At 42.2% G+C, this 19,530-nt stretch carries 23 protein-coding genes, 2 tRNA genes and 1 rRNA gene; 9 read left to right on the top strand and 17 right to left on the bottom strand.

Annotation, left to right across the window (positions count from 1 at the left end):
* Positions 1-12: 12 nt before the first annotated feature.
* The 3 genes from MKZ05_RS03050 to MKZ05_RS03040 form a co-directional block, all read right to left on the bottom strand.
* Positions 13-1,561: ribosomal RNA gene (locus tag MKZ05_RS03050) — 16S ribosomal RNA — on the bottom strand.
* Between the two features lie 136 nt (positions 1,562-1,697).
* Positions 1,698-1,771, bottom strand: a tRNA-Gly gene (locus tag MKZ05_RS03045).
* A gap of 11 nt (positions 1,772-1,782) precedes the next feature.
* A tRNA-Arg gene (locus MKZ05_RS03040) sits at positions 1,783-1,859 on the bottom strand.
* A 369-nt stretch (positions 1,860-2,228) separates the two neighbouring features.
* On the opposite strand from MKZ05_RS03040, the gene gltP reads away from it, so the two are divergent.
* Positions 2,229-3,479 (top strand): glutamate-aspartate/proton symporter GltP, encoded by a 1,251-nt coding sequence (gltP, locus tag MKZ05_RS03035; RefSeq protein ID WP_034620243.1) that lies wholly within the window; start codon positions 2,229-2,231, stop codon positions 3,477-3,479.
* A gap of 192 nt (positions 3,480-3,671) precedes the next feature.
* Here gltP and MKZ05_RS03030 read toward each other — a convergent pair whose 3' ends face one another.
* Positions 3,672-4,691 carry a S66 peptidase family protein gene (locus MKZ05_RS03030; RefSeq protein WP_226804703.1) on the bottom strand — a complete coding sequence of 340 codons (1,020 nt, stop codon included), beginning with the start codon at positions 4,689-4,691 and terminating at the stop codon, positions 3,672-3,674.
* Between the two features lie 71 nt (positions 4,692-4,762).
* Entirely contained in the window at positions 4,763-5,638 is an 876-nt protein-coding gene (locus MKZ05_RS03025; RefSeq protein WP_251191070.1) for a DMT family transporter, read from the bottom strand.
* A 293-nt stretch (positions 5,639-5,931) separates the two neighbouring features.
* Between MKZ05_RS03025 and MKZ05_RS03020 the strand changes: the two genes are divergently transcribed.
* On the top strand, positions 5,932-6,657 hold the full coding sequence (locus MKZ05_RS03020; protein WP_327840848.1) for an AzlC family ABC transporter permease: 726 nt from the start codon (positions 5,932-5,934) through the stop codon (positions 6,655-6,657).
* Positions 6,654-6,974, top strand: a complete 321-nt coding sequence (locus MKZ05_RS03015) for an AzlD domain-containing protein (protein WP_106030211.1) — start codon at positions 6,654-6,656, stop codon at positions 6,972-6,974. Before MKZ05_RS03020 ends, MKZ05_RS03015 begins: the two co-directional genes overlap by 4 nt.
* 36 nt (positions 6,975-7,010) lie before the next feature.
* On the opposite strand, the gene MKZ05_RS03010 is transcribed toward MKZ05_RS03015, so the two are convergent.
* From MKZ05_RS03010 to MKZ05_RS03000, 3 genes are all read right to left on the bottom strand, one after another.
* The gene (locus MKZ05_RS03010) at positions 7,011-7,673 is read right to left on the bottom strand and encodes an O-methyltransferase (protein WP_339161325.1); all 663 of its coding nucleotides are present in this window, start codon (positions 7,671-7,673) and stop codon (positions 7,011-7,013) included.
* A 148-nt stretch (positions 7,674-7,821) separates the two neighbouring features.
* Entirely contained in the window at positions 7,822-8,007 is a 186-nt protein-coding gene (locus tag MKZ05_RS03005; RefSeq protein ID WP_003213978.1) for a CsbD family protein, read from the bottom strand.
* 152 nt (positions 8,008-8,159) lie between these two features.
* A complete protein-coding gene (locus MKZ05_RS03000; protein ID WP_050945658.1) occupies positions 8,160-9,149 on the bottom strand; it encodes an aldo/keto reductase family protein in 990 nt (329 codons plus the stop codon).
* A gap of 162 nt (positions 9,150-9,311) precedes the next feature.
* On the opposite strand from MKZ05_RS03000, the gene MKZ05_RS02995 reads away from it, so the two are divergent.
* Both MKZ05_RS02995 and MKZ05_RS02990 read left to right on the top strand, forming a co-directional pair.
* Complete coding sequence (locus MKZ05_RS02995) at positions 9,312-10,205, top strand: LysR substrate-binding domain-containing protein (RefSeq protein ID WP_137055591.1); 894 nt, start codon at positions 9,312-9,314, stop codon at positions 10,203-10,205.
* 122 nt (positions 10,206-10,327) lie between these two features.
* Entirely contained in the window at positions 10,328-10,879 is a 552-nt protein-coding gene (locus MKZ05_RS02990) for a GNAT family N-acetyltransferase (protein ID WP_050945657.1), read from the top strand.
* Between the two features lie 4 nt (positions 10,880-10,883).
* On the opposite strand, the gene MKZ05_RS02985 is transcribed toward MKZ05_RS02990, so the two are convergent.
* Entirely contained in the window at positions 10,884-11,471 is a 588-nt protein-coding gene (locus tag MKZ05_RS02985) for a LysE family transporter (RefSeq protein WP_003214091.1), read from the bottom strand.
* A gap of 111 nt (positions 11,472-11,582) precedes the next feature.
* On the opposite strand from MKZ05_RS02985, the gene MKZ05_RS02980 reads away from it, so the two are divergent.
* Positions 11,583-12,146, top strand: a complete 564-nt coding sequence (locus tag MKZ05_RS02980; RefSeq protein WP_050945656.1) for an XRE family transcriptional regulator — start codon at positions 11,583-11,585, stop codon at positions 12,144-12,146.
* Positions 12,147-12,179: 33 nt separating this feature from the next.
* On the opposite strand, the gene MKZ05_RS02975 is transcribed toward MKZ05_RS02980, so the two are convergent.
* The 5 genes from MKZ05_RS02975 to MKZ05_RS02955 form a co-directional block, all read right to left on the bottom strand.
* Entirely contained in the window at positions 12,180-12,473 is a 294-nt protein-coding gene (locus MKZ05_RS02975; RefSeq protein ID WP_044140610.1) for a hypothetical protein, read from the bottom strand.
* 348 nt (positions 12,474-12,821) lie between these two features.
* Complete coding sequence (locus MKZ05_RS02970) at positions 12,822-13,874, bottom strand: LLM class flavin-dependent oxidoreductase (protein WP_050945655.1); 1,053 nt, start codon at positions 13,872-13,874, stop codon at positions 12,822-12,824.
* Positions 13,875-13,891: 17 nt separating this feature from the next.
* A complete protein-coding gene (locus tag MKZ05_RS02965; protein ID WP_050945654.1) occupies positions 13,892-14,515 on the bottom strand; it encodes a nitroreductase family protein in 624 nt (207 codons plus the stop codon).
* Positions 14,499-14,972 carry a MarR family transcriptional regulator gene (locus tag MKZ05_RS02960; protein WP_003213943.1) on the bottom strand — a complete coding sequence of 158 codons (474 nt, stop codon included), beginning with the start codon at positions 14,970-14,972 and terminating at the stop codon, positions 14,499-14,501. Before MKZ05_RS02960 ends, MKZ05_RS02965 begins: the two co-directional genes overlap by 17 nt.
* A gap of 108 nt (positions 14,973-15,080) precedes the next feature.
* Positions 15,081-15,623 carry a dihydrofolate reductase family protein gene (locus MKZ05_RS02955; protein ID WP_137055587.1) on the bottom strand — a complete coding sequence of 181 codons (543 nt, stop codon included), beginning with the start codon at positions 15,621-15,623 and terminating at the stop codon, positions 15,081-15,083.
* Positions 15,624-15,816: 193 nt separating this feature from the next.
* Between MKZ05_RS02955 and MKZ05_RS02950 the strand changes: the two genes are divergently transcribed.
* Positions 15,817-16,212, top strand: a complete 396-nt coding sequence (locus tag MKZ05_RS02950; RefSeq protein WP_289406221.1) for a VOC family protein — start codon at positions 15,817-15,819, stop codon at positions 16,210-16,212.
* Positions 16,209-16,748: a GNAT family protein gene (locus MKZ05_RS02945; RefSeq protein ID WP_106030203.1), complete on the top strand. Its 540-nt coding sequence runs from the start codon at positions 16,209-16,211 to the stop codon at positions 16,746-16,748. Before MKZ05_RS02950 ends, MKZ05_RS02945 begins: the two co-directional genes overlap by 4 nt.
* Here MKZ05_RS02945 and MKZ05_RS02940 read toward each other — a convergent pair.
* On the bottom strand, positions 16,745-17,014 hold the full coding sequence (locus tag MKZ05_RS02940; RefSeq protein WP_050945652.1) for a YesK-like family protein: 270 nt from the start codon (positions 17,012-17,014) through the stop codon (positions 16,745-16,747). The genes MKZ05_RS02945 and MKZ05_RS02940 overlap by 4 nt on opposite strands.
* 54 nt (positions 17,015-17,068) lie before the next feature.
* On the opposite strand from MKZ05_RS02940, the gene MKZ05_RS02935 reads away from it, so the two are divergent.
* Positions 17,069-17,542, top strand: a complete 474-nt coding sequence (locus MKZ05_RS02935) for a GNAT family N-acetyltransferase (protein WP_050945651.1) — start codon at positions 17,069-17,071, stop codon at positions 17,540-17,542.
* Here the strand turns inward: MKZ05_RS02935 and MKZ05_RS02930 are convergent.
* Positions 17,537-18,232 carry a GNAT family N-acetyltransferase gene (locus tag MKZ05_RS02930; RefSeq protein ID WP_233421747.1) on the bottom strand — a complete coding sequence of 232 codons (696 nt, stop codon included), beginning with the start codon at positions 18,230-18,232 and terminating at the stop codon, positions 17,537-17,539. The two genes, MKZ05_RS02935 and MKZ05_RS02930, sit on opposite strands and share 6 nt — an antisense overlap.
* A gap of 643 nt (positions 18,233-18,875) precedes the next feature.
* Positions 18,876-19,526: a response regulator transcription factor gene (locus MKZ05_RS02925; RefSeq protein ID WP_212046662.1), complete on the bottom strand. Its 651-nt coding sequence runs from the start codon at positions 19,524-19,526 to the stop codon at positions 18,876-18,878.
* Positions 19,527-19,530 lie beyond the last annotated feature (4 nt).

Below are 19,530 nucleotides of genomic sequence, written 5' to 3'. Positions count from 1 at the left end.
ATATATCCTTAGAAAGGAGGTGATCCAGCCGCACCTTCCGATACGGCTACCTTGTTACGACTTCACCCCAATCATCTGCCCCACCTTCGGCGGCTGGCTCCATAAAGGTTACCTCACCGACTTCGGGTGTTGCAAACTCTCGTGGTGTGACGGGCGGTGTGTACAAGGCCCGGGAACGTATTCACCGCGGCATGCTGATCCGCGATTACTAGCGATTCCAGCTTCACGCAGTCGAGTTGCAGACTGCGATCCGAACTGAGAACAGATTTATGGGATTGGCTAAACCTTGCGGTCTCGCAGCCCTTTGTTCTGTCCATTGTAGCACGTGTGTAGCCCAGGTCATAAGGGGCATGATGATTTGACGTCATCCCCACCTTCCTCCGGTTTGTCACCGGCAGTCACCTTAGAGTGCCCAACTAAATGCTGGCAACTAAGATCAAGGGTTGCGCTCGTTGCGGGACTTAACCCAACATCTCACGACACGAGCTGACGACAACCATGCACCACCTGTCACTCTGTCCCCGAAGGGAAAGCCCTATCTCTAGGGTTGTCAGAGGATGTCAAGACCTGGTAAGGTTCTTCGCGTTGCTTCGAATTAAACCACATGCTCCACCGCTTGTGCGGGCCCCCGTCAATTCCTTTGAGTTTCAGTCTTGCGACCGTACTCCCCAGGCGGAGTGCTTAATGCGTTAGCTGCAGCACTAAGGGGCGGAAACCCCCTAACACTTAGCACTCATCGTTTACGGCGTGGACTACCAGGGTATCTAATCCTGTTCGCTCCCCACGCTTTCGCTCCTCAGCGTCAGTTACAGACCAGAGAGTCGCCTTCGCCACTGGTGTTCCTCCACATCTCTACGCATTTCACCGCTACACGTGGAATTCCACTCTCCTCTTCTGCACTCAAGTTTCCCAGTTTCCAATGACCCTCCCCGGTTGAGCCGGGGGCTTTCACATCAGACTTAAGAAACCGCCTGCGAGCCCTTTACGCCCAATAATTCCGGACAACGCTTGCCACCTACGTATTACCGCGGCTGCTGGCACGTAGTTAGCCGTGGCTTTCTGGTTAGGTACCGTCAAGGTGCGAGCAGTTACTCTCGCACTTGTTCTTCCCTAACAACAGAGCTTTACGATCCGAAAACCTTCATCACTCACGCGGCGTTGCTCCGTCAGACTTTCGTCCATTGCGGAAGATTCCCTACTGCTGCCTCCCGTAGGAGTCTGGGCCGTGTCTCAGTCCCAGTGTGGCCGATCACCCTCTCAGGTCGGCTACGCATCGTCGCCTTGGTGAGCCATTACCCCACCAACTAGCTAATGCGCCGCGGGTCCATCTGTAAGTGACAGCCGAAACCGTCTTTCATCCTTGAACCATGCGGTTCAAGGAACTATCCGGTATTAGCTCCGGTTTCCCGGAGTTATCCCAGTCTTACAGGCAGGTTACCCACGTGTTACTCACCCGTCCGCCGCTAACATCCGGGAGCAAGCTCCCTTCTGTTCGCTCGACTTGCATGTATTAGGCACGCCGCCAGCGTTCGTCCTGAGCCAGGATCAAACTCTCCGAAAAAGTACAAAACCGAAGTTTTGTTTTTCGTCAGCGTTTGACTGACTACCTATGATATAACATAGGATTTTTTTATAAAAACTCGAATTAACAGGTACGTTTTGTCTTGTTTAGTTTTCAAAGATCATATTTCAAAAAATGGAGCGGGTGATGAGAATCGAACTCACGACATCAGCTTGGAAGGCTGAGGTTTTACCACTAAACTACACCCGCGTGGTTTGCATTGGCGCGCCCGAGAGGAGTCGAACCCCTAACCTTTTGATCCGTAGTCAAACGCTCTATCCAATTGAGCTACGGGCGCTTAATCAGGCGACTTAATTATCTTAACATATCGTTTTTATCAAGTCAACATCTTTTTAAGATTTGTTTGTCGCATGTGTTTGAATGTCTTTGTTTCAAATACGTCATCAGCGACGAATAAAAATATACCATGGATCACATAAAAGGGTCAATACATTTTTCTAAAAAAGTTTCATGTTTTTTAAGAAGTGGTTTTCTCTTAGATAAATAGAGATGCAATAGCCCTATTTTCTTCTCTTTCTTCATAATCCCAATGATTCTTAAATAAAATCTTTCTAAATCCAAAGGAGGACAAAACATGGTCACATAGAATTTTTATTTATTGGAAAATTCTTAAAATTTTCCAAGCATTTAAAGGGGGTAGGAGATGATGAAAAAGTTCGTCGCTTTTCAAATCATGATCGCTTTGGTGATAGGAGCTCTTATCGGCCATTTCTTTCCTGACTTCGGGATGGCTCTCAGGCCAATTGGAGATGGATTCATCAGATTGATTAAAATGATCGTTGTTCCTATCGTTTTCTCTACCATTGTTATTGGTGCAGCCGGCAGTGGTGGTATGAAGAAAATGGGAAGCCTGGGATTAAAGACGATCATTTGGTTTGAGGTCATCACAACCATCGTTCTAGGAATTGGTCTATTGCTGGCTAATGTTCTAAAGCCTGGCGTTGGCCTTGACTTCTCTAAATTAGCTAAGAAAGATATTGGTGAATTAGACGGCTATACGCAGAAAGTCGTCGACTTTAAACAAATGGTACTCGATATCATTCCAACGAATATCGTCGATGTCATGGCTCAAAATGATTTACTAGCTGTCATTTTCTTCGCCATATTATTTGGTGTAGCGGCAAGCGGTATCGGTAAGGCATCCGCTCCTGTTCTCAACTTCTTTGAATCAGTGGCACAAATTATGTTTAAGCTAACGCAGATGGTCATGGTGACAGCACCTATTGGAGTGCTTGCATTAATGGCTGCTTCCGTTGGTCAATATGGCATTGTGTTATTAATTCCAATGATGAAGCTTGTTGGGACTGTATTTTTAGGTTTATTCATTATTCTCTTTGCTTTGTTCCCTCTGGTCGCACTGATCTTCCGTTTTAACTACTTCGAAGTTTTAAAAATGATTTGGGATTTGTTCTTGGTTGCCTTCTCTACTACAAGTACAGAAACCGTCCTTCCTCAGCTTATGTCACGAATGGAGAAATACGGCTGTCCGAAAAGAATTGTCTCCTTTGTCATCCCATCTGGTCTTTCTCTCAATTGTGATGGGTCCAGTTTATATTTATCGGTTTCCTGTGTGTTTCTTGCACAAGCGTTTGGTGTCGACATGAGTTTGTCACAGCAGCTTTTGATGATGCTTGTTCTTGTGTTAACGAGTAAAGGGATTGCAGCGGTGCCATCCGGTTCACTCGTCGTACTTTTGGCAACCGCCCATGCAGTAGGTCTTCCAGCAGAAGGCGTCGCCATTATCGCCGGTGTCGATCGAATTATGGATATGGCACGAACTGGTGTGAACGTTCCAGGTCATGCCGTTGCATGTATTGTCGTATCGAAATGGGAGAAAGTATTCCGTGAGTCTGCTTGGGAAGTTCCAAAAGCAGGTGAAGAAACAAAAGGAATGTAGTGTTATATGAAGGAAAGGGCTTCCCCTTTCCTTCAGCGTGTAGACAAACCCTCGCATTCGTTGTCAGTCCTGCGCTCCGGTGCTCACGAATGTCAAATTCGCTCCGCTCCGGTACTCGTCCTTCCTAGACTTCAAAGGTTTTCTATCACGCTGAAAAGAAAACAAAAGGAAAGGGCTTCCCCTTTCCTTTTCTTATGATAAAAATGCTTGCTTTAGGACCGCTTTGCCTTGAGGTTGCAGCTGCACTTCTGCATATGCGCCATTAATCAGCGTCATTTGCGGCGGGACATGCCCACAATCTATATCGTAAAAAATGGGGATTTGTAATTCCTTTTGTAATTCTTCATATACATCATGATACTGATACCCTTCCACAGGCACATCTACTGCACTTCGCCCAAACATAATACCTGAACAATGGTCAAACCATCCTGCTAGTTTCAATTGAACAAGCGATCTCTTCACGCTTACAGCATTTAATTCACAGTTTTCAAAGTACCAGAGAATTGGTTCATCTTTTAAGAATGTTTTTTGAAAAGCTTTGACATCTCCAAAAGGCGTCCCAGCTAAGTGGCGTATGACATCAATACAGCCGCCCATTAGCCTCCCCTTTACCATCTTTTCTTGTCGATCAACCGTATGCCATGCGGTCGGTTCTGTTAAATGAAAAACATGTTCAATCGGATTGTCATACTGCCATTCCTTTTGATACATAGATGAAGAATATTGGCTGATGTCCATTTCCCCTTTTGTTGAAAGTACTTCTTCCCACATGACAGTTGTTTGATCAAGCTCTTCTCCCTGAAGATCTACTAGGTTCGGTCCATGCGCAGTGGCAATGCCTGTTTTTAAAGTTAACGCCAGCAGAAGCGCACTCGTATCCGAGTAACCAAGAATCCACTTTTTTTGCATCGATGAGAAATCAAGGTGCTCTAACACCTCCATCAGAAGCTGCCCTCCCCATGGCGGGATGATGTGATCAATCTCATCACAGGTCATCATGTACTGAAGCTCCTTTGCTCGTTCTACGGCAGGAGCTGATTTTGCCTTTTCCTGGTGCCATACCGTATCTCCACATATGACATCATAGCCTCTTTTTTTCATTCGCTCGCATGAGAGCTGAAACATGTCATGCAAAGACGGCTGTACACCTGAGGAAGGTGCTGTGACGCCAATTGTTTGTCCTTTTTGTAATTGTGGAAATTGTATCATCCTATTTCCCTCCATCCTCTCTCAATCTCTCATTTATAAAGAGGAGCCCCTATTACAAGGGACATCTTCTTTTATTCCTTTTGACGCAGCACAGTATAGACACCTGCAAAGATACATAGAATGCCAATGAATGAGCGTAATCCCATTTCTTCTCCCAAAAGCAGCCAGCCAAGAACGGCACCTACGATCGGTTGAAAGAAAAAGAACAAACCGCCGCTTGAGGCATCCATTAATTGAAGCCCTCTATTCCATAAAAAGAATGCTAGAGCTGTTGAGATGATGCCTAGATAAAGAATACCGCCCCAAATCTCCGGCCTTGCCATCTGTTCCACATCTAGGTGAGGTAAACGAAATAATACAGGCGGTGTTAAAACAATGAATGCAATGATGATCGCATATGTGGTTGTCACCACCTGAGGGTACTTTCCTGGGACACGTTTGAGCAAAACAGACATCAGCGCCCATGTTAAAGCAGCGAAGACCAATGAAAGACCACCGACAAATTCATCTGTCTGTACTGCAACTGGTCCAATCATGAGCCATACACCTGCTGTAGCAAGCAGGATGGATGCGCACTTTCGAACAGTCATGGCTTCTTTTAATAGAAAGAAAGCAAACAGCACCATAAACGCAGGAGTTGCAGATGTAATAACAGCCCCCATTTGTGCAGAGGTATACATCGTCCCAATTTCTTGGGTCACGATTGAAAGGAAATTTCCGATCAGCCCAATCAACACCATAAGGGGGATATCTTTTTTATCTAATCGAAAGGAATAGCCCAAGTGCCAAATGGTGATCACCAACACGACTCCTGCTACAGCATATCTCATCCAGACGAGTTCAAGTGGCGGAACAACCGCTACTGTTACTTTGACAACAACGTACATGCCGCCCCAAATACTTGCTGCGATTGCTAGGTAAAGGGCGCCTATATATTTTTCATTCATCATTTTCCCTCCGTTATTGGATATTTTGAATACCATATCCACAAACGGAGATCACTCTCCGTTATGGACGGAGGGCATTTGGAACATCATGTTCAAACAAAGGTTTGCACAGCATTGTCGTCACTCCAATTTTTTTATTTTCTGATACTTTATAACAGATTCTGGATGACTTCAATCCTTTTTGCACCTTTTTTCTTTATATAATAGAAGATAAGGGGATATTGACATGCTAAATTCGTTTTCATATAGTAAGTAAAACTATAGGTCGTCACGCAGAAAAGGAGTAGAGGTCGTTGGATATTGAAGCTAGAAAACATATTCCCAGCACGGAACATGAACCATTTCTCGAGGGAATAAAAGATTGTGTGCCAACCCTGCTTGGTTATATGAGTATCGGGTTTGCCTTTGGAATTGTTGGAATTAGCGCACAGTTGAGCCTATGGGACATTGCGCTTCTAGCAATCTTTATTTACGCAGGTGCTTCACAGTTTATTATCTGTGCACTGCTTGTCACGGGAAGCCCCCTTTCCGCTATTATTCTCACTACATTTATTGTGAATCTGCGTCATTTATTACTAAGCCTGACGCTGGCTCCTCATTTTACACGCTACTCTTTAAAACAAAATATTGGATTCAGTCTATTGCTGACTGATGAATCCTTTGGCGTAGCCATGAATAAATTAGCTCAGCATGGAAAGCTGAATAACCGGTGGATGCACGGGCTGAACATAACGGCTTATTTGTGCTGGATTGCTGCCTGTATACTTGGCGGCATTTTTGGACACTGGATCTCAAATCCTGAAGCACTTGGTCTTGATTTTGCTCTTTCCGCTATGTTTGCTGCACTGCTGGTTCTTTCTTTGCAAACTGTACCTAAAAGTAAATTAACCCATCGCCTGTCACTTGTTTTGTATATGGTCGTTGCGATGTTTGTCCTGCTTCATTTTGTTCCATCACACGTGGCTGTTCTATTAGCCACCATAATTGTCGCAACCATTGGGGTGGTGACAGATAAATGATCAGCAGTTTTATGATGTGGCTCATTCTCGGCTGTATGATTGTCACTGTGATTCCAAGGGTCGTTCCCTTTATATTTGTACGAAGTATCGAGCTGCCTGAAGTGGTGCTCAAGTGGTTATCGTTTATTCCCATTTGTATCTTTACGGCTTTAATTGCAGAGCATTTGTTCATTCATACCACAACAGGTGTCACCATTCACTGGATGTACCTTGCTGTCTTGGTTCCGACCGTCGTGATCGCCGTTTGGACAAAGAGCTTATCACTTACTGTTCTTGTAGGCGTCCTGCTGATGGGGACTGCCAGATGGTTTTTTTAAAAGAAAAAGCTTAACCGCATGTGGTTAAGCTTTGTTTCATTTTACGATTCCGTATACAAATCCATCGTAACCCTTTTCACCAACAGTTTGAATGGCTGTAGCCTCTATTCTTGACTCTTGTTTGAGTAAATTGAAAAATTCACGAGTTCCTTGAACTCGCTCATCCCCATTAGAGTCATGAAGGACTGCTCCATTTCTCACGACATTGTCTGCAATAATGACTGTTCCCTTTTTTGAGAAGTGTAACGCCCACTTTAGATATTTCGGGTTGTTCGGTTTATCTGCATCAATGAAAATCAAATCGAATGGAAGCACATCCCTCTCTTTTAACTGAGATAGCGTATCCAATGCCTTTCCTTGCAAAATGCTCACCCGTTCCGATAAGCCCGCTCTACTAATGTTTTGCTGCGCAATCTGTACATGGTGGCTGACAGCCTCTAATGTGATGAGTTCTCCATCCTCTTCAAGAGCACGCGCCAACCAAATGGTACTGTATCCACCAAGTGTCCCGATCTCTAAAATGCGCTTTGCATTCTTGGTTTTTGCTAATAAATAAAGCATTTTCCCTTGAGCTGGTGACACATCAATTTCTGGCAGTCCTGCTTGCTTATTATGAGTAAGAGCTTGCTCCAAAACATCATCTTTAGGAATCAACTTGTCTGTGATATACTCGTCAACTTTCTCCCACACTTGCTCCATCTCAACCATCTCCCTTGATCATGTCTTCTGTCTCAAGTCTACATGATGATAGCGAGCGCGTATAATCAATTCTTTTCACACATCTATTCATTTTATTGATGAAAGACATGTCATGATGGAGACATGAAGCAATGCCGTGTTTTCGGATTTACTGGTTCAGGTGATTTTTCAAATCCCCTTTTTTATCTTGAAGCTTTCCTTTGGCTTGATCCTTTTTCCCTTCTGCTTTCAGGTTTTGATGATCTGTTGCTTCGCCAAGCTTCTCTTTCAATTGACCTTTGGCTTGATTTGTTTTTCCTTTCGCTTTATCCATATGTCCTTTTTCTTCACTCATTTGTTCCACCTCCACGTTTGATACTATTCATTTAGCCTTTTTCACAGATACAAAACATCTGAGTGTGCGATCCAAGAAACTACAGCAACAAGAAAATCCAGCCAAGATCGGCTGGATTAAAAATAATGATCTATAAGATAGACTTAAAAGCTTTAACCTGTTTTACTCTGATCGTACTCAACAAGATCACCTAGAATTTCGTCAATCTGATTCATCATCTCAGTTTCAATTTTCACCTCAGATGCTAAAGCATTCTCCCTCACCTGTTCTGGACTAGAAGCACCGATAATTGCTGCAGAAACGTTCTGATTTTGCAGTACCCATGCTATCGCAAGCTGAGCGAGAGTAAGATCAACCTCTTGTGCGATGGGCTTAAGCTTTTGGATCGCCTCTAAGGTATTATTATTCATCCAGCGTTGAGCAAGGTTTTTAAAAAAAGGTTTTCCAGCAGGTGAGTTAGCACGCGAATTAGTCGGAAGTGATTTTCCTGGGAGATACTTTCCAGTAAGAATTCCTTGGGCCAAAGGCGACCATACTACCTGGCCAAGTCCTTCGCGCTGACAGGTCGGTATTACATCACTTTCAATGATTCTCCATAGCATGGAGTATTGAGGTTGGCTGGCAATTAGGGGGACTTTTAGCTCTCGTGCAAGCGCTGCCCCTCGAGTAATTTGTTCTGCTGTCCACTCACTTACACCAATATAGTTCACTTTCCCCTGTCTTACTAAATCTGCGAAAGCTAACATCGTTTCTTCCAGAGGTGTAGTTGGATCAAACCTGTGTGCATAGTAAATATCAATATAATCCGTTTGTAAACGTCGCAAAGAGGCATGACAGTTTTCCAAAATATGCTTGCGTGATAATCCTCTATCGTTTTTCCCAGTACCGGTTGGATGACATACTTTTGTACATAGTTCAATGCTCTCCCGCCGGATCCCTTTTAAAGACCTGCCTAGTATCTCTTCAGCCTTGGTGTCTGAATAAACATCAGCAGTATCAAACGTCGTAATACCAACATCAAGAGCAGCTTTCACACAATCATGGGCAGTTTCTTCATTTATCTTACCACCATGATTAATCCAGTTTCCGTATGCAAGTTTACTAATTGTTAATCCACTATTTCCAAGTTTACTATACTCCATAATAATGCCCTCCTTTTGAAAGAATACTTTCATTATAAAAAGAGGCCCTTAATATGTATAATATATATATTCAGATAAATATATATATATTTTATATAACTAAAAATATTTCCATTAAAAAAACACAATAAGCAATGTTGAAATTTATAGGGGGCATAAAAAATGGATCTGAGACAAATACGTTATTTTATCATGGTTGCTGAAGAACTAAATTTTAGCCGGGCAGCTGAACGTCTTAAAATGGCACAGCCTCCATTAAGTCAGGAAATTCGCAAATTAGAAGAAGAGTTAGGTGTTACGCTTTTTCATAGAACGAGAAGACAGGTTGAACTTTCAGATTCGGGGAGAGTATTTTTAGAAGAAGCCCGCCGTACGCTTCTTCAAGTAGATAGAACGATTAAAGCAACACAACTTGCAGATGACGGAAGAATAGGTCATTTGACGATCGGCTTCGTTGATTCTACTGATATTGTGATTGATATTATTAAAAGGTTTCGAGAAAGTTTCCCTAACATCCAACTTGTCTTATGTGAAATGGCTACAGAACAGCAGTTAAAAGCACTATATAAGAAAGAAATTCAAATAGGATTTATTCGTTCTAACCAAAATAATAAGATACTTACCTCAGAAATTTGTTGTGAGGAATCATTAAGCTTGGTTTTGCCAGAAAATCATCCTTTAGCTTCATTTCCCAAAGTTCCAATTCATTTATTAGCCAATGAACCATTTATCATGTTTCCACGTCATCTAGGTGCAGCATTTTATGATTTAATTATCAGCTACTTTTGGGAAAATAGCATAAGTTTAAACGTAGTTCAGGAAGCTATTCAAATGCATACGATTGTGAATTTAGTTGCTGCAGGAATGGGAATCTCTGTGGTTCCATCCTCAGTAGAAAGCGTAAAACGTTCAGGGGTTGTTTATAGAAAAATCCAAGAAACTACACCAAAAGTAAATTTATATGTTTCATGGAGACAAGATGAAACATCAACCGTCGCTGACCACTTTTTAACAGTTGTGAGAGAAGCCTATTTAAGTTCTCAGTCTAAATCATGAAAATCCAGCCAGGGTCAGCTGGATTAAAAAATAATGATCTATAAGACAGACTTAAAAGCTTTCACCTGCTATGTACACGTTTCAGGTATGATAGACATAATGGAAAGAAAGGTTGGTGTTCTATGATTATCTCTGAAAACATATTCACCGTTCGTAACTTGACCTATCGTATTCGGTCTGCTGCAATTGGCGATGCCAAGCAGTTATCAGCGCTCAGACTGAAAATTGATGGTGAAACAGAATATTTAGACCGTGAACCAGGCGAAGCCTTTCTTCATGAAAAAGATTTTGAGGTGTTGATTCAAGATGATACCAAAAAAAGCAAACATTTATTTTTGGTCGCTGATATTGAAGGGGAAATTGTTGGTTTCTCCAGATGTGAGGGACATTCACTCAAGCGCTCTGCTCACAAAGTGACTTTTGGGGTCGCCATTCAAAAGGATGTTTGGGGCTATCACATTGGCAAAGAGCTTTTAGCCGCTTCTATTGACTGGGCTGATCAGCAAGGCATCCAGAAGATGTCACTTCAAGTGCTAGAAACGAACCAAAAAGCCATTCGGTTATATGAGCACCATGGCTTTCTGATTGAAGGGGTATTAAAAAAGGATAAACGTCTGGCAGATGGACTTTATTACAATACTGTTGTGATGGGCAGGCAGCGGCCAAGCTTCTGACTACTTACATCACATAACCCCATACCATTGAAATCGCACTGTATATTAGAAGCAGCCCCATGACATACTGGAACGGTCTTTCATAAGCAGTCAAAAAGCGCTTATACAAAGAGCCAAATAGGCTCCAGCTAAATGTACCGAGAAATCCAATAAGTGCGAGAATCAGCGTCCATATGACATACTGCATATTCGATTGTCCATATGGCAAAACAAATGTTGAAATCACAGTCAATCCATACAAGATCGCTTTTGGGTTGATAAATTGCAGCATCATACCAGGGACAAAATGATTGTAACGATCAAGTGTTTCGTCATCCCCGCCTTTACTTTTCATGATTTTGACCGCTAAATAAATCATGTATGCAGCTCCGATGAACGCCATGACCCAGCCTATTTTCGGCATCACTTGATAAAGAATGATATTAAAGAAGCAACTCAAACACAAAATAACGAGAAATCCGATACCCACACCTAAACAAAATCGAAATGTTTGCTTGACCCCATATTTATTCGTAAAGACCATGGCCATGATGTTGTTTGGCCCTGGGGTAAAGCTGCTCACAAAAGCATAGATCAACATAGAAAGAATCATAGTTGCCGCCTCCCTTGTACGTTATTAAGACTTTAATTACTTTATTGCGTATGTTACGTTTTATTGTAACGTTCGGTCTTTATAAAGTAAATAGAGAAAGGAGTTTTTTTCATGGAAGATGTACAATCGATTATTTCTAAAAATGTGAGGCTTCTTAGAGACCAAAAGAAATTAAGCCTCGAAAAGATGGCAGAATTAACAGGTGTCAGCAAAACCATGATTGGACAAATTGAAAGAGGAGAATCAACCCCTACCATCACGACTTTATGGAAAATCGCCAACGGATTAAAGGTATCTTTTAGTGAGCTCATTCACGCACCACAGCCTGAAATCAAAGTAGTACGCAATGAAGATGCACAGATTTTAACGGAAGATGATGGGCGATATCGCGTATATACGACTTTTCCTTTTGATGACCGGGGGAAATTTGAAGTGTACCGAGTAGAAATTGATCCTGGCGGGTCGCTGCATGCAAATGAACACATTGGCGGGACAGAGGAATTGATTACCGTTTTTGAGGGAGCGCTTGATATATCCATTGGAGATGAGCAATACAGCTTAAACGCCGGCGACTCCATTCGTTTTAAAGCGGACCGTACGCATGCATATAAACAAACCGGAGAACAAATGGTCCGGCTGCAAATGATTCTTTATTATCCTCATGAAAAAAGCTGACAGGCTTGTCCACCTGTCAGCTTTGCATTTTATTTAATTAAATCCTGGATCGCGTACCACTGTTCCAGTAAATGTGACACTATATTTTCCTAATCCCAATTCTTTAATAGAGGTTTGTTTTAAAATACCGACCCAGCCATCCTCTGCATATACAATACTTTCTGGGATGTTTGATGTCGTATATGTTCTTGTTACTGAAACAGTTCGACTGGCCTGAGCCGTTATTTCACTGTTTGTTTGCTCCTTTGCTTCCACTGGAGTAGTTGTGACCCCAGCACCCGTTAAGACAATTGCTCCAACTAAAACAGAAGACATGACCTTTTTCATAAAAAAATCCCTCCTTTTTTTTGTAGAACATAATAACCATACCATAATTCAGTACTTATATAAGATATTTTTTCATTTTTTTGAAAATTATGATATGATTGTCTTATGTTGGATAGAGAGTGTTTTATACTTCTGTGCTTTTATCCTCATCTCATTCCGTCAAACAATTGTGAACGGAGGTGATTTCATGAAAAAATGGCTCATCTGTTTTCAACTTGTTTTTCTCTTCACCTTGACGACCACACCACTTGCTTCTGCTGCTTCATGCCCTACAGTGAAACCTTGTGTCATTGATCCTTAAGCATCAAAAAGGTCGATCAAGCCTATTCACTTGATCGACCTTTTTCGTTATGCTTGCTCTGCTTCCCAGCGGGCAACCTCTTCTCTTACTTTAGGAGCGACTTCTTTTCCAAATAGCTCAATGGCTTTTAATACTTGATCATGCGGCATTGAACCAACTGGTACATGAAGCATAAAACGCGTGATTCCTACATTTTTTCTTAGGTGAATCACTTTCTCTGCCACTGCATCTGAATCTCCTACATACAGCGCGCCTTCTAACGTTCTCGCTGCATCAAATGTAGAACGAGTATAAGGTCCCCAGCCTCGCTCTCTTGCTAACGTATTCATCACATGCTGTGTGGAAGGGAAGAATTGGTCTGCTGCCAGTTCTGTTTCTTCCGCAACAAATCCATGCGAATGTGACGCCACGGTTAATTTCTCAGGGTCATGTCCAGCGTGCACTGCCGCTTGCTTGTACAGCTGAACGAGCGGTGCGAACTGTCTAGGACTTCCGCCAATGATGGCAAGTACTAAAGGCAGTCCCAATAATCCAGCACGTACGACAGATTCACGGTTTCCTCCACTGCCGATCCAGATTGGAAGCGGATCTTGAACAGGTCTTGGATATACGCCGACATCTTGAATAGCTGGGCGATGCTTTCCGCTCCATGTGACACGCTCAGACTGCTGTAATTTGAGCAACAAATCAAGCTTTTCTTCAAATAATTCTTCATAGTCATCAAGGTCATAGCCAAAGAGCGGGAATGATTCAATAAATGAACCACGGCCTGCCATAATTTCTGCACGCCCGTTTGATAGTCCATCTAGCGTTGCAAAATCCTGAAAGACACGAACAGGATCTGCTGATGAAAGGACTGTCACTGCACTTGTCAGGCGGATATTCTTTGTTTGTGTTGCCGCAGCCGCTAAGACAACAGCGGGATTCGATGCAGCGAAATCCTCACGGTGATGCTCACCTACGCCAAATACATCGAGACCGACTTGATCTGCTAAAATAATTTCTTCGACTACTTCTCGAATACGCTGTGCGTGACTGACTGTTTTTCCTGTTTGAAAATCAGGCGTTGTTTCTACAAATGTACTAATTCCTAGTTCCATGAGTGGAACCCCCTATCTTATAAGTATGTTACGAATTCAGAGACTGGCTTTCGGTAGCCTCTCGGTTGTCTGCTCTCTACTTTTTCTTTTCCTAGTGTGATCATTAACACGGGAACCAAATCCGACTCGATGTTGAGCACCTTTTTCATGACATCAGGGTCAAAGCCGATCATTGGGCACGTGTCCCAGCCCTTGTTTTTGGCGGCGAGCATAAACAGCATCGCAGATAATGAAGCATTGCGGATTGCCTCTTCTTTCTGAAAATCCGCTCCTCTCTGTTCATAAAAGCTCATCGTCTCTCTGACCATTTCTTCGTATTGCTGCGTGTTTAAAATGCCAAGCATTTTCAGACCTTCATAAATGTTCGCCGCTTGCTGATAAGCCTTTGGGTCTCCCAATACAATGATCGCTGCTGAGGCAGAATGCACTTTATATTGTCCAAATGCAGCTTCTCTTACTTGTTCTTTGAGACCTTCTGTTTGGACGACGACATATTGTGTGTGCTGTAAGTTAAAAGCAGATGGTGCCATTTTGACCTCTTCAAAAATGCTGTTAAGCTCTTCTCTCGAAATCGAGATATTTGGCAAAAAATTTGATGCGGATCGTCTTTCACGTACCAATGTATCAAAGCTGAGAGTCATCTTGTTTCCCCTTTTCGTGAAGTTGTTTTGCACCTAAACCGACTTTTTTTAATAATTCAATGAGCTGTTCTTTTTCTTCTTTTTCAATAAAGGATAGGTTTTGTGAAATGACATCTGTGTGTTTAGGAAAAATGTCGTCAAACAATTGCTTTCCTTTTTCCGTCAGTAATACATGAAATACACGTTTATCAGAGGGCGCACATTGCCTTTTCACGAGCTCTTGTTTTTCTAGTTTGTTCACGACATATGTCATACTTCCACTTGGGATTGACAGGATGTCGCTGATTTTTTGGACGGGATGTGGCCCCTTACTATAGAGCAATTCAAGGATCTGAAAGTTTTCAAATCCGATATCATAACGTTCAATGTCTGTTTGAATATTTGTAAAAAGAGCTTGATAGGCTTTCATCCACACGCGGAATAGCCTTAAGTCTAATTCATGTTCATGCTGCACCATGGCAACTACTCCCTTTTTAAGAAATCCTAAAACTAGGATAAATTTATCCTAACACTAGGATATATGATTGTCAACGAGTTTGTTTCATAAAAAAAAGACCACCTCAAATCAGTGATCTTCTTCTTTTAAGACAAAATGCAATTCAGCTATCTGCTTGTATTGTTTGACTTCTTTTAATGAAAACCTGGATTCTATATCCGCTGGGGAAAACAGGGGAATGCCTCTCCCAATCATGACAGGAGCAATTTGAAGATAAAGCTCATCAACCAATCCTGCTTTTAAGAAAAACTGAAGCAGTTCCCCGCCGCCGACAATCCAGATATGCTGACCTTCTTCATGTTTTAATTTTTTCATAAAAGATAAGATATCTTCACGAATGATATGGGTTCCTTTCAAACTGTCTTGTAAAGTACGTGACATGATATAACATGTCTTTCCTTCATAAGGAAACTCATCTGGTGACAGCTGTAGAACCTGCTCATATGTATTTCGCCCCATGATCAGCGTATCAACTGACGCATAAAAGTCATCATACCTCGTTTCTTCTTCGCCCTCTGTTCCTATTAACCAATCGAGCCTGTGATCCTCTCTCGCTAAATAGCCATCGATACTCATTGCCCCATAAAAAAGCAGCTTCCTTTTCTGACTCAATTCCATCACTCCCTTATCTTAAACGAGAACATACATTCTATTTCGATTGTATCAGAAAGAAAAGACAAAGTATACATGGATTTTTCATCATCCGTTTTCATGCCTTCAACACCGTGATTCACTAAGGTATCCTCTTCAAGTAATGATATAATAAAATCAGTTCAATCAATGATCATACTTGGAGGAGAAACTGATGATACGACGACTTGATCATATCGTGTTGACTGTACAACATATGGAGGACACCATTCGCTTTTATACAAACGTATTAGGAATGAAGGAAGAAACCTTTGGAGAAGGCCGTAAAGCGCTTCGTTTTGGTTTACAGAAGATCAATCTTCATGAAGCTGGTCATGAATATGAGCCGGCAGCGGCTCACCCACTTCCAGGCTCTAGTGATTTGTGCTTTATCACCGATTTAGATATGGACAGTTTGCTGCTGCACCTTCGCAAGCAAGTAGTTCCTATTGAAGAGGGACCCGTCAAGCGCACAGGTACATTAGGTCCGGTTGAATCTGTTTATATCCGTGATCCTGATCTGAATTTAATTGAAATATCTCGATATATAGAGGAGGGTGATCCGTCATGACCCGCTTATTTTTGAGACCGATTGAAGAACAGGATTATCCGGGTATTCAAAGAGGATGCCAGCATGAAGAAACACTTTACATGACTGGCACACGAAAAACGTTCACACTAGAAGAAATTCGTTCAGCCTACACCCGATTTTTACAAGATGACAGCAGACGAGATTTCGCCATTTGTCTGTTAGACACGAAAGAAATGATTGGGGATGCGGCGATTGTGGATATTGATCCAATCAATCATACGGCAAGCTTCCGCATTGCGCTTCATGGACCAGAACATTTCCAAAAAGGCTATGGCACCGAAGCTGTCCGAATGGTTCAAGCATTCGCCTTTGAGACATTAGAACTCAATCGCCTTGAGCTCGAAGTCTTTTCCCACAATCCGAGAGCCTTCAGAAGCTATGAGAAAGCCGGATTTCAATATGAAGGAAAAAGGCGCCAAGCGCTTTATTTCAATGGTACCTACTCAGATGTGATCATCATGGGCATCCTTCGTGAAGAATACAATCAGATGAACAGTGGAGATGCCCCTGCTTAAGAAGGGACATCTTTTTTTAAAAATTGAATCGCTGTGACGATGATCAAACAAATCATGGAAGAGAGAACGATAGAGACGCTTGATATACTAAGCGCCATGCCTTCCCATCTGCCAATGAAGAAACTGGCTATCAATAAAACCAATCCAAATAGAATAAAGCATATAGGGAGGATCAGACCCGCATGACGGTTTCTGCCTTTTTTCCCTGCCCACCATGAGAGACACAATACAACGATTGTAAAAATAGCGGTTTGCAGCCAAAACATGTTGTTTCAACTCACTTTCTCTTTTTTTATTTTATGACGATGGAGGTACTTCCAATGAACATGAGACCCATTGAGCAAAAAGACAACCCGTATATCGCAGCGATTATCCGCCAGTCACTAGAATCGGCGAATCTGGCGATTGAAGGAACCGCCTACACTGATCCCCACCTTGACCAGCTGTTCGAATACTATCAATCATTGACTCATGCAGCCTATTGGATTGCTGAAGAGAATGGCGATATTGTGGGCGGCGTTGGCATTGCTCCATTTACTAACGGAATATGTGAATTACAAAAGCTTTATCTGAGTCCAAATGCTCAAGGAAAAGGTGCTGGCAAAAAACTGATGGATACAGCGCTACAATATGCCTCTACATACTATGAAGCATGTTATTTAGAAACCCGCCAGGAATTAACTGCAGCCACCGGCCTTTATCAGCGATATGGCTTTTCTCTTCTTTCAGAGCCGATTGAAGGCTCTGAGCATTCTGCAATGGATGCTTGGTATCTCAAAACCTTCTCATCATGAGCTGTAAAACAATCGATAGGTTTTTGTCCGCTGAAAGCCTAGCTTTTCTGCCAGTTTGATCGAAGTTAGGTGATGGACATCGCAATCCCAATGCGGTGTCCTCTTATTTTCAAGACAACTCTTGATCATATGCTGACCCGCCAGCTGCGCTAAACCTTTCCCCCGGCAGGCTTCTTCTGTCCAAATATCTATCTCTACACGATCTTCACTTAAAAAAATGGAGACACATTCACTCACCACGTTCTCACCATCTAAGATGGCAACTCCGATTCCTTTTGATAGAAAGCGCGCCGCTCTCCCCCAATAGGCTTCGTAATAGCTAGGCGTGAAAGCCCTGCTTGCATTGATCACCTGTTCTTTTGTCCGCTCTACTCTGTAGCCTGGATGAGACGCAGAAACATAAGATTGTGCTTGCGAAAAAACGTACGCATGTCTTTCCATCTCTTTCAGATGTGATCCAAGACAATTTTTCATCATCACATCTGTCGATTGATTCGCTGAAAATATGGTAAATCGGCCGTTTTGTCTTTTCTGCCTTTCGTAAATATCCACAATAAACGCCGAGAAGTGTGACAGCTCTTCTTCTCTCTTGCCTGCAACATAATAAATGCCGCATGCTGTTTCGAGAAAATAAATACGAGGGTGCACTGCATCATCTACATAAAGATTCCCTTGTATGAAACCATCCATGACCGCATCTACAAACACTGGATATGCCGGATCGATCTAGCGAATCCCTTCTTTTATCGATGCTGTCCTTTGCTTTTCCAAAAGATGCATGGCGCTCCCCTTTTCCAAACATGTTCTTTCCTTCCATTATATATAAAAAAATGCGCGCATGCAGTGACTCTTTGCAACTAATAAAATTCTTTCTCATTTGCTTTCCTCTATTGCTATGCTCATTGTGAAAGGAGGTTTATGAATGAGGGTTTGGTTTTATTTAGAAACAAGAAAAGGTTGTGACATAAGTAAACGTCATCAACCATCCACATGGCACAGGCATTAAAACACCTGAAGCCGCAGTCTTAAAAAAAGAGACCTCGTTTAAAAGGTCTCTTACTTCTTCATTCATTATTCTGCTGCTGTCTCTTCTGTCGCCTTCACCTTCCAAATAAGGGGTAAGCCTACCTGCGAATAAAAATGGGACATGAATATTTTGATCGGATAATATGCCGCCTAGTGCCGGGTCAAAGATCGTACCATTACTTATGTAGGCAGAGTTCATTTTCCTACACATACTGAAACCGCAGTGGAAGAGATAATAAATCACTTGACGCTGAAACTTAACAGAGCAATGTTTCTTGTCATCATCTCATATGATCATTCGCTCTCTCTAAAAATGAATCATCCCTAATTCTACTGCTGCTTTAATTGCTTCCGCTCTTGAAGTGACCTCCAGCTTTTGATAAATATTTGTTAAATGAGCTTTGACAGTTCTCTCAGAAATCCCCATATCAAATGCAATTTCCTTACTTCGAAATCCTCTAGCCACTGCTTGCAAGACAAGCATCTCTTTTTCAGTCAGCATGTTTATTTCTTTTTTCAAATGGTTCGGAGTCACTTGATGCTCTGTTGATTCAAATACCTTAGCAGCGACGTTTGCTTGAAGAAGAATATCTCCTCTGATAGCTGCTTCAATTGTATAAAATAAATTTTCCCTGCTGGCATCCTTTAAAAGATAGCCCTTTGCTCCAAGTTGCAGCCCTTCAATCATTAATTTCTCTTCGTTATAGGTAGTGAGAATCAGGACCGGTACTTTTAATTGAAGAGACTGCATCTCTTTTAGCATCTCAAGCCCACTCATGTTAGGCATGTTGAGGTCAAGTAATACAAGGTCTGGAGCCTTCTCTTTCAAGACATCTAACCCCTTTGCCCCATCCTCTGCTTCACCAACAACATCAAATCGTTGATCTGTCTCAAGAATTAATTTTAATCCTTCTCTAACAACAAAATGATCATCGACAATCACAATTTGATAAGACATTGTT

Origin of the sequence: Bacillus sp. FSL M8-0277, from assembly GCF_037975305.1 — a bacterium.
Lineage (GTDB): Bacteria > Bacillota > Bacilli > Bacillales > Bacillaceae > Bacillus > Bacillus pumilus.
The sequence above is the reverse complement of the archived record's forward strand: the minus strand, read 5'-3'. Positions and strand labels throughout refer to the sequence as shown.

Coding starts and splice junctions, on each gene's coding strand:
- MKZ05_RS02950 (WP_289406221.1), top strand. CDS start 15,817: ATGATACGACGACTTGATCATATCGTGTTGACTGTACAACATATGGAG.
- MKZ05_RS02925 (WP_212046662.1), bottom strand. CDS start 19,526: ATGTCTTATCAAATTGTGATTGTCGATGATCATTTTGTTGTTAGAGAA.
- MKZ05_RS02930 (WP_233421747.1), bottom strand. CDS start 18,232: ATGGATGGTTTCATACAAGGGAATCTTTATGTAGATGATGCAGTGCAC.
- MKZ05_RS02990 (WP_050945657.1), top strand. CDS start 10,328: ATGATTATCTCTGAAAACATATTCACCGTTCGTAACTTGACCTATCGT.
- MKZ05_RS02935 (WP_050945651.1), top strand. CDS start 17,069: ATGAACATGAGACCCATTGAGCAAAAAGACAACCCGTATATCGCAGCG.
- MKZ05_RS03030 (WP_226804703.1), bottom strand. CDS start 4,691: ATGATACAATTTCCACAATTACAAAAAGGACAAACAATTGGCGTCACA.
- MKZ05_RS03010 (WP_339161325.1), bottom strand. CDS start 7,673: ATGGAGCAAGTGTGGGAGAAAGTTGACGAGTATATCACAGACAAGTTG.
- MKZ05_RS03005 (WP_003213978.1), bottom strand. CDS start 8,007: ATGAGTGAAGAAAAAGGACATATGGATAAAGCGAAAGGAAAAACAAAT.
- MKZ05_RS02940 (WP_050945652.1), bottom strand. CDS start 17,014: ATGTTTTGGCTGCAAACCGCTATTTTTACAATCGTTGTATTGTGTCTC.
- MKZ05_RS03015 (WP_106030211.1), top strand. CDS start 6,654: ATGATCAGCAGTTTTATGATGTGGCTCATTCTCGGCTGTATGATTGTC.
- MKZ05_RS02985 (WP_003214091.1), bottom strand. CDS start 11,471: ATGATTCTTTCTATGTTGATCTATGCTTTTGTGAGCAGCTTTACCCCA.
- MKZ05_RS02980 (WP_050945656.1), top strand. CDS start 11,583: ATGGAAGATGTACAATCGATTATTTCTAAAAATGTGAGGCTTCTTAGA.
- MKZ05_RS02960 (WP_003213943.1), bottom strand. CDS start 14,972: ATGGTGCAGCATGAACATGAATTAGACTTAAGGCTATTCCGCGTGTGG.
- gltP (WP_034620243.1), top strand. CDS start 2,229: ATGAAAAAGTTCGTCGCTTTTCAAATCATGATCGCTTTGGTGATAGGA.
- MKZ05_RS02970 (WP_050945655.1), bottom strand. CDS start 13,874: ATGGAACTAGGAATTAGTACATTTGTAGAAACAACGCCTGATTTTCAA.
- MKZ05_RS02975 (WP_044140610.1), bottom strand. CDS start 12,473: ATGAAAAAGGTCATGTCTTCTGTTTTAGTTGGAGCAATTGTCTTAACG.
- MKZ05_RS03000 (WP_050945658.1), bottom strand. CDS start 9,149: ATGGAGTATAGTAAACTTGGAAATAGTGGATTAACAATTAGTAAACTT.
- MKZ05_RS02995 (WP_137055591.1), top strand. CDS start 9,312: ATGGATCTGAGACAAATACGTTATTTTATCATGGTTGCTGAAGAACTA.
- MKZ05_RS02965 (WP_050945654.1), bottom strand. CDS start 14,515: ATGACTCTCAGCTTTGATACATTGGTACGTGAAAGACGATCCGCATCA.
- MKZ05_RS03025 (WP_251191070.1), bottom strand. CDS start 5,638: ATGAATGAAAAATATATAGGCGCCCTTTACCTAGCAATCGCAGCAAGT.
- MKZ05_RS02945 (WP_106030203.1), top strand. CDS start 16,209: ATGACCCGCTTATTTTTGAGACCGATTGAAGAACAGGATTATCCGGGT.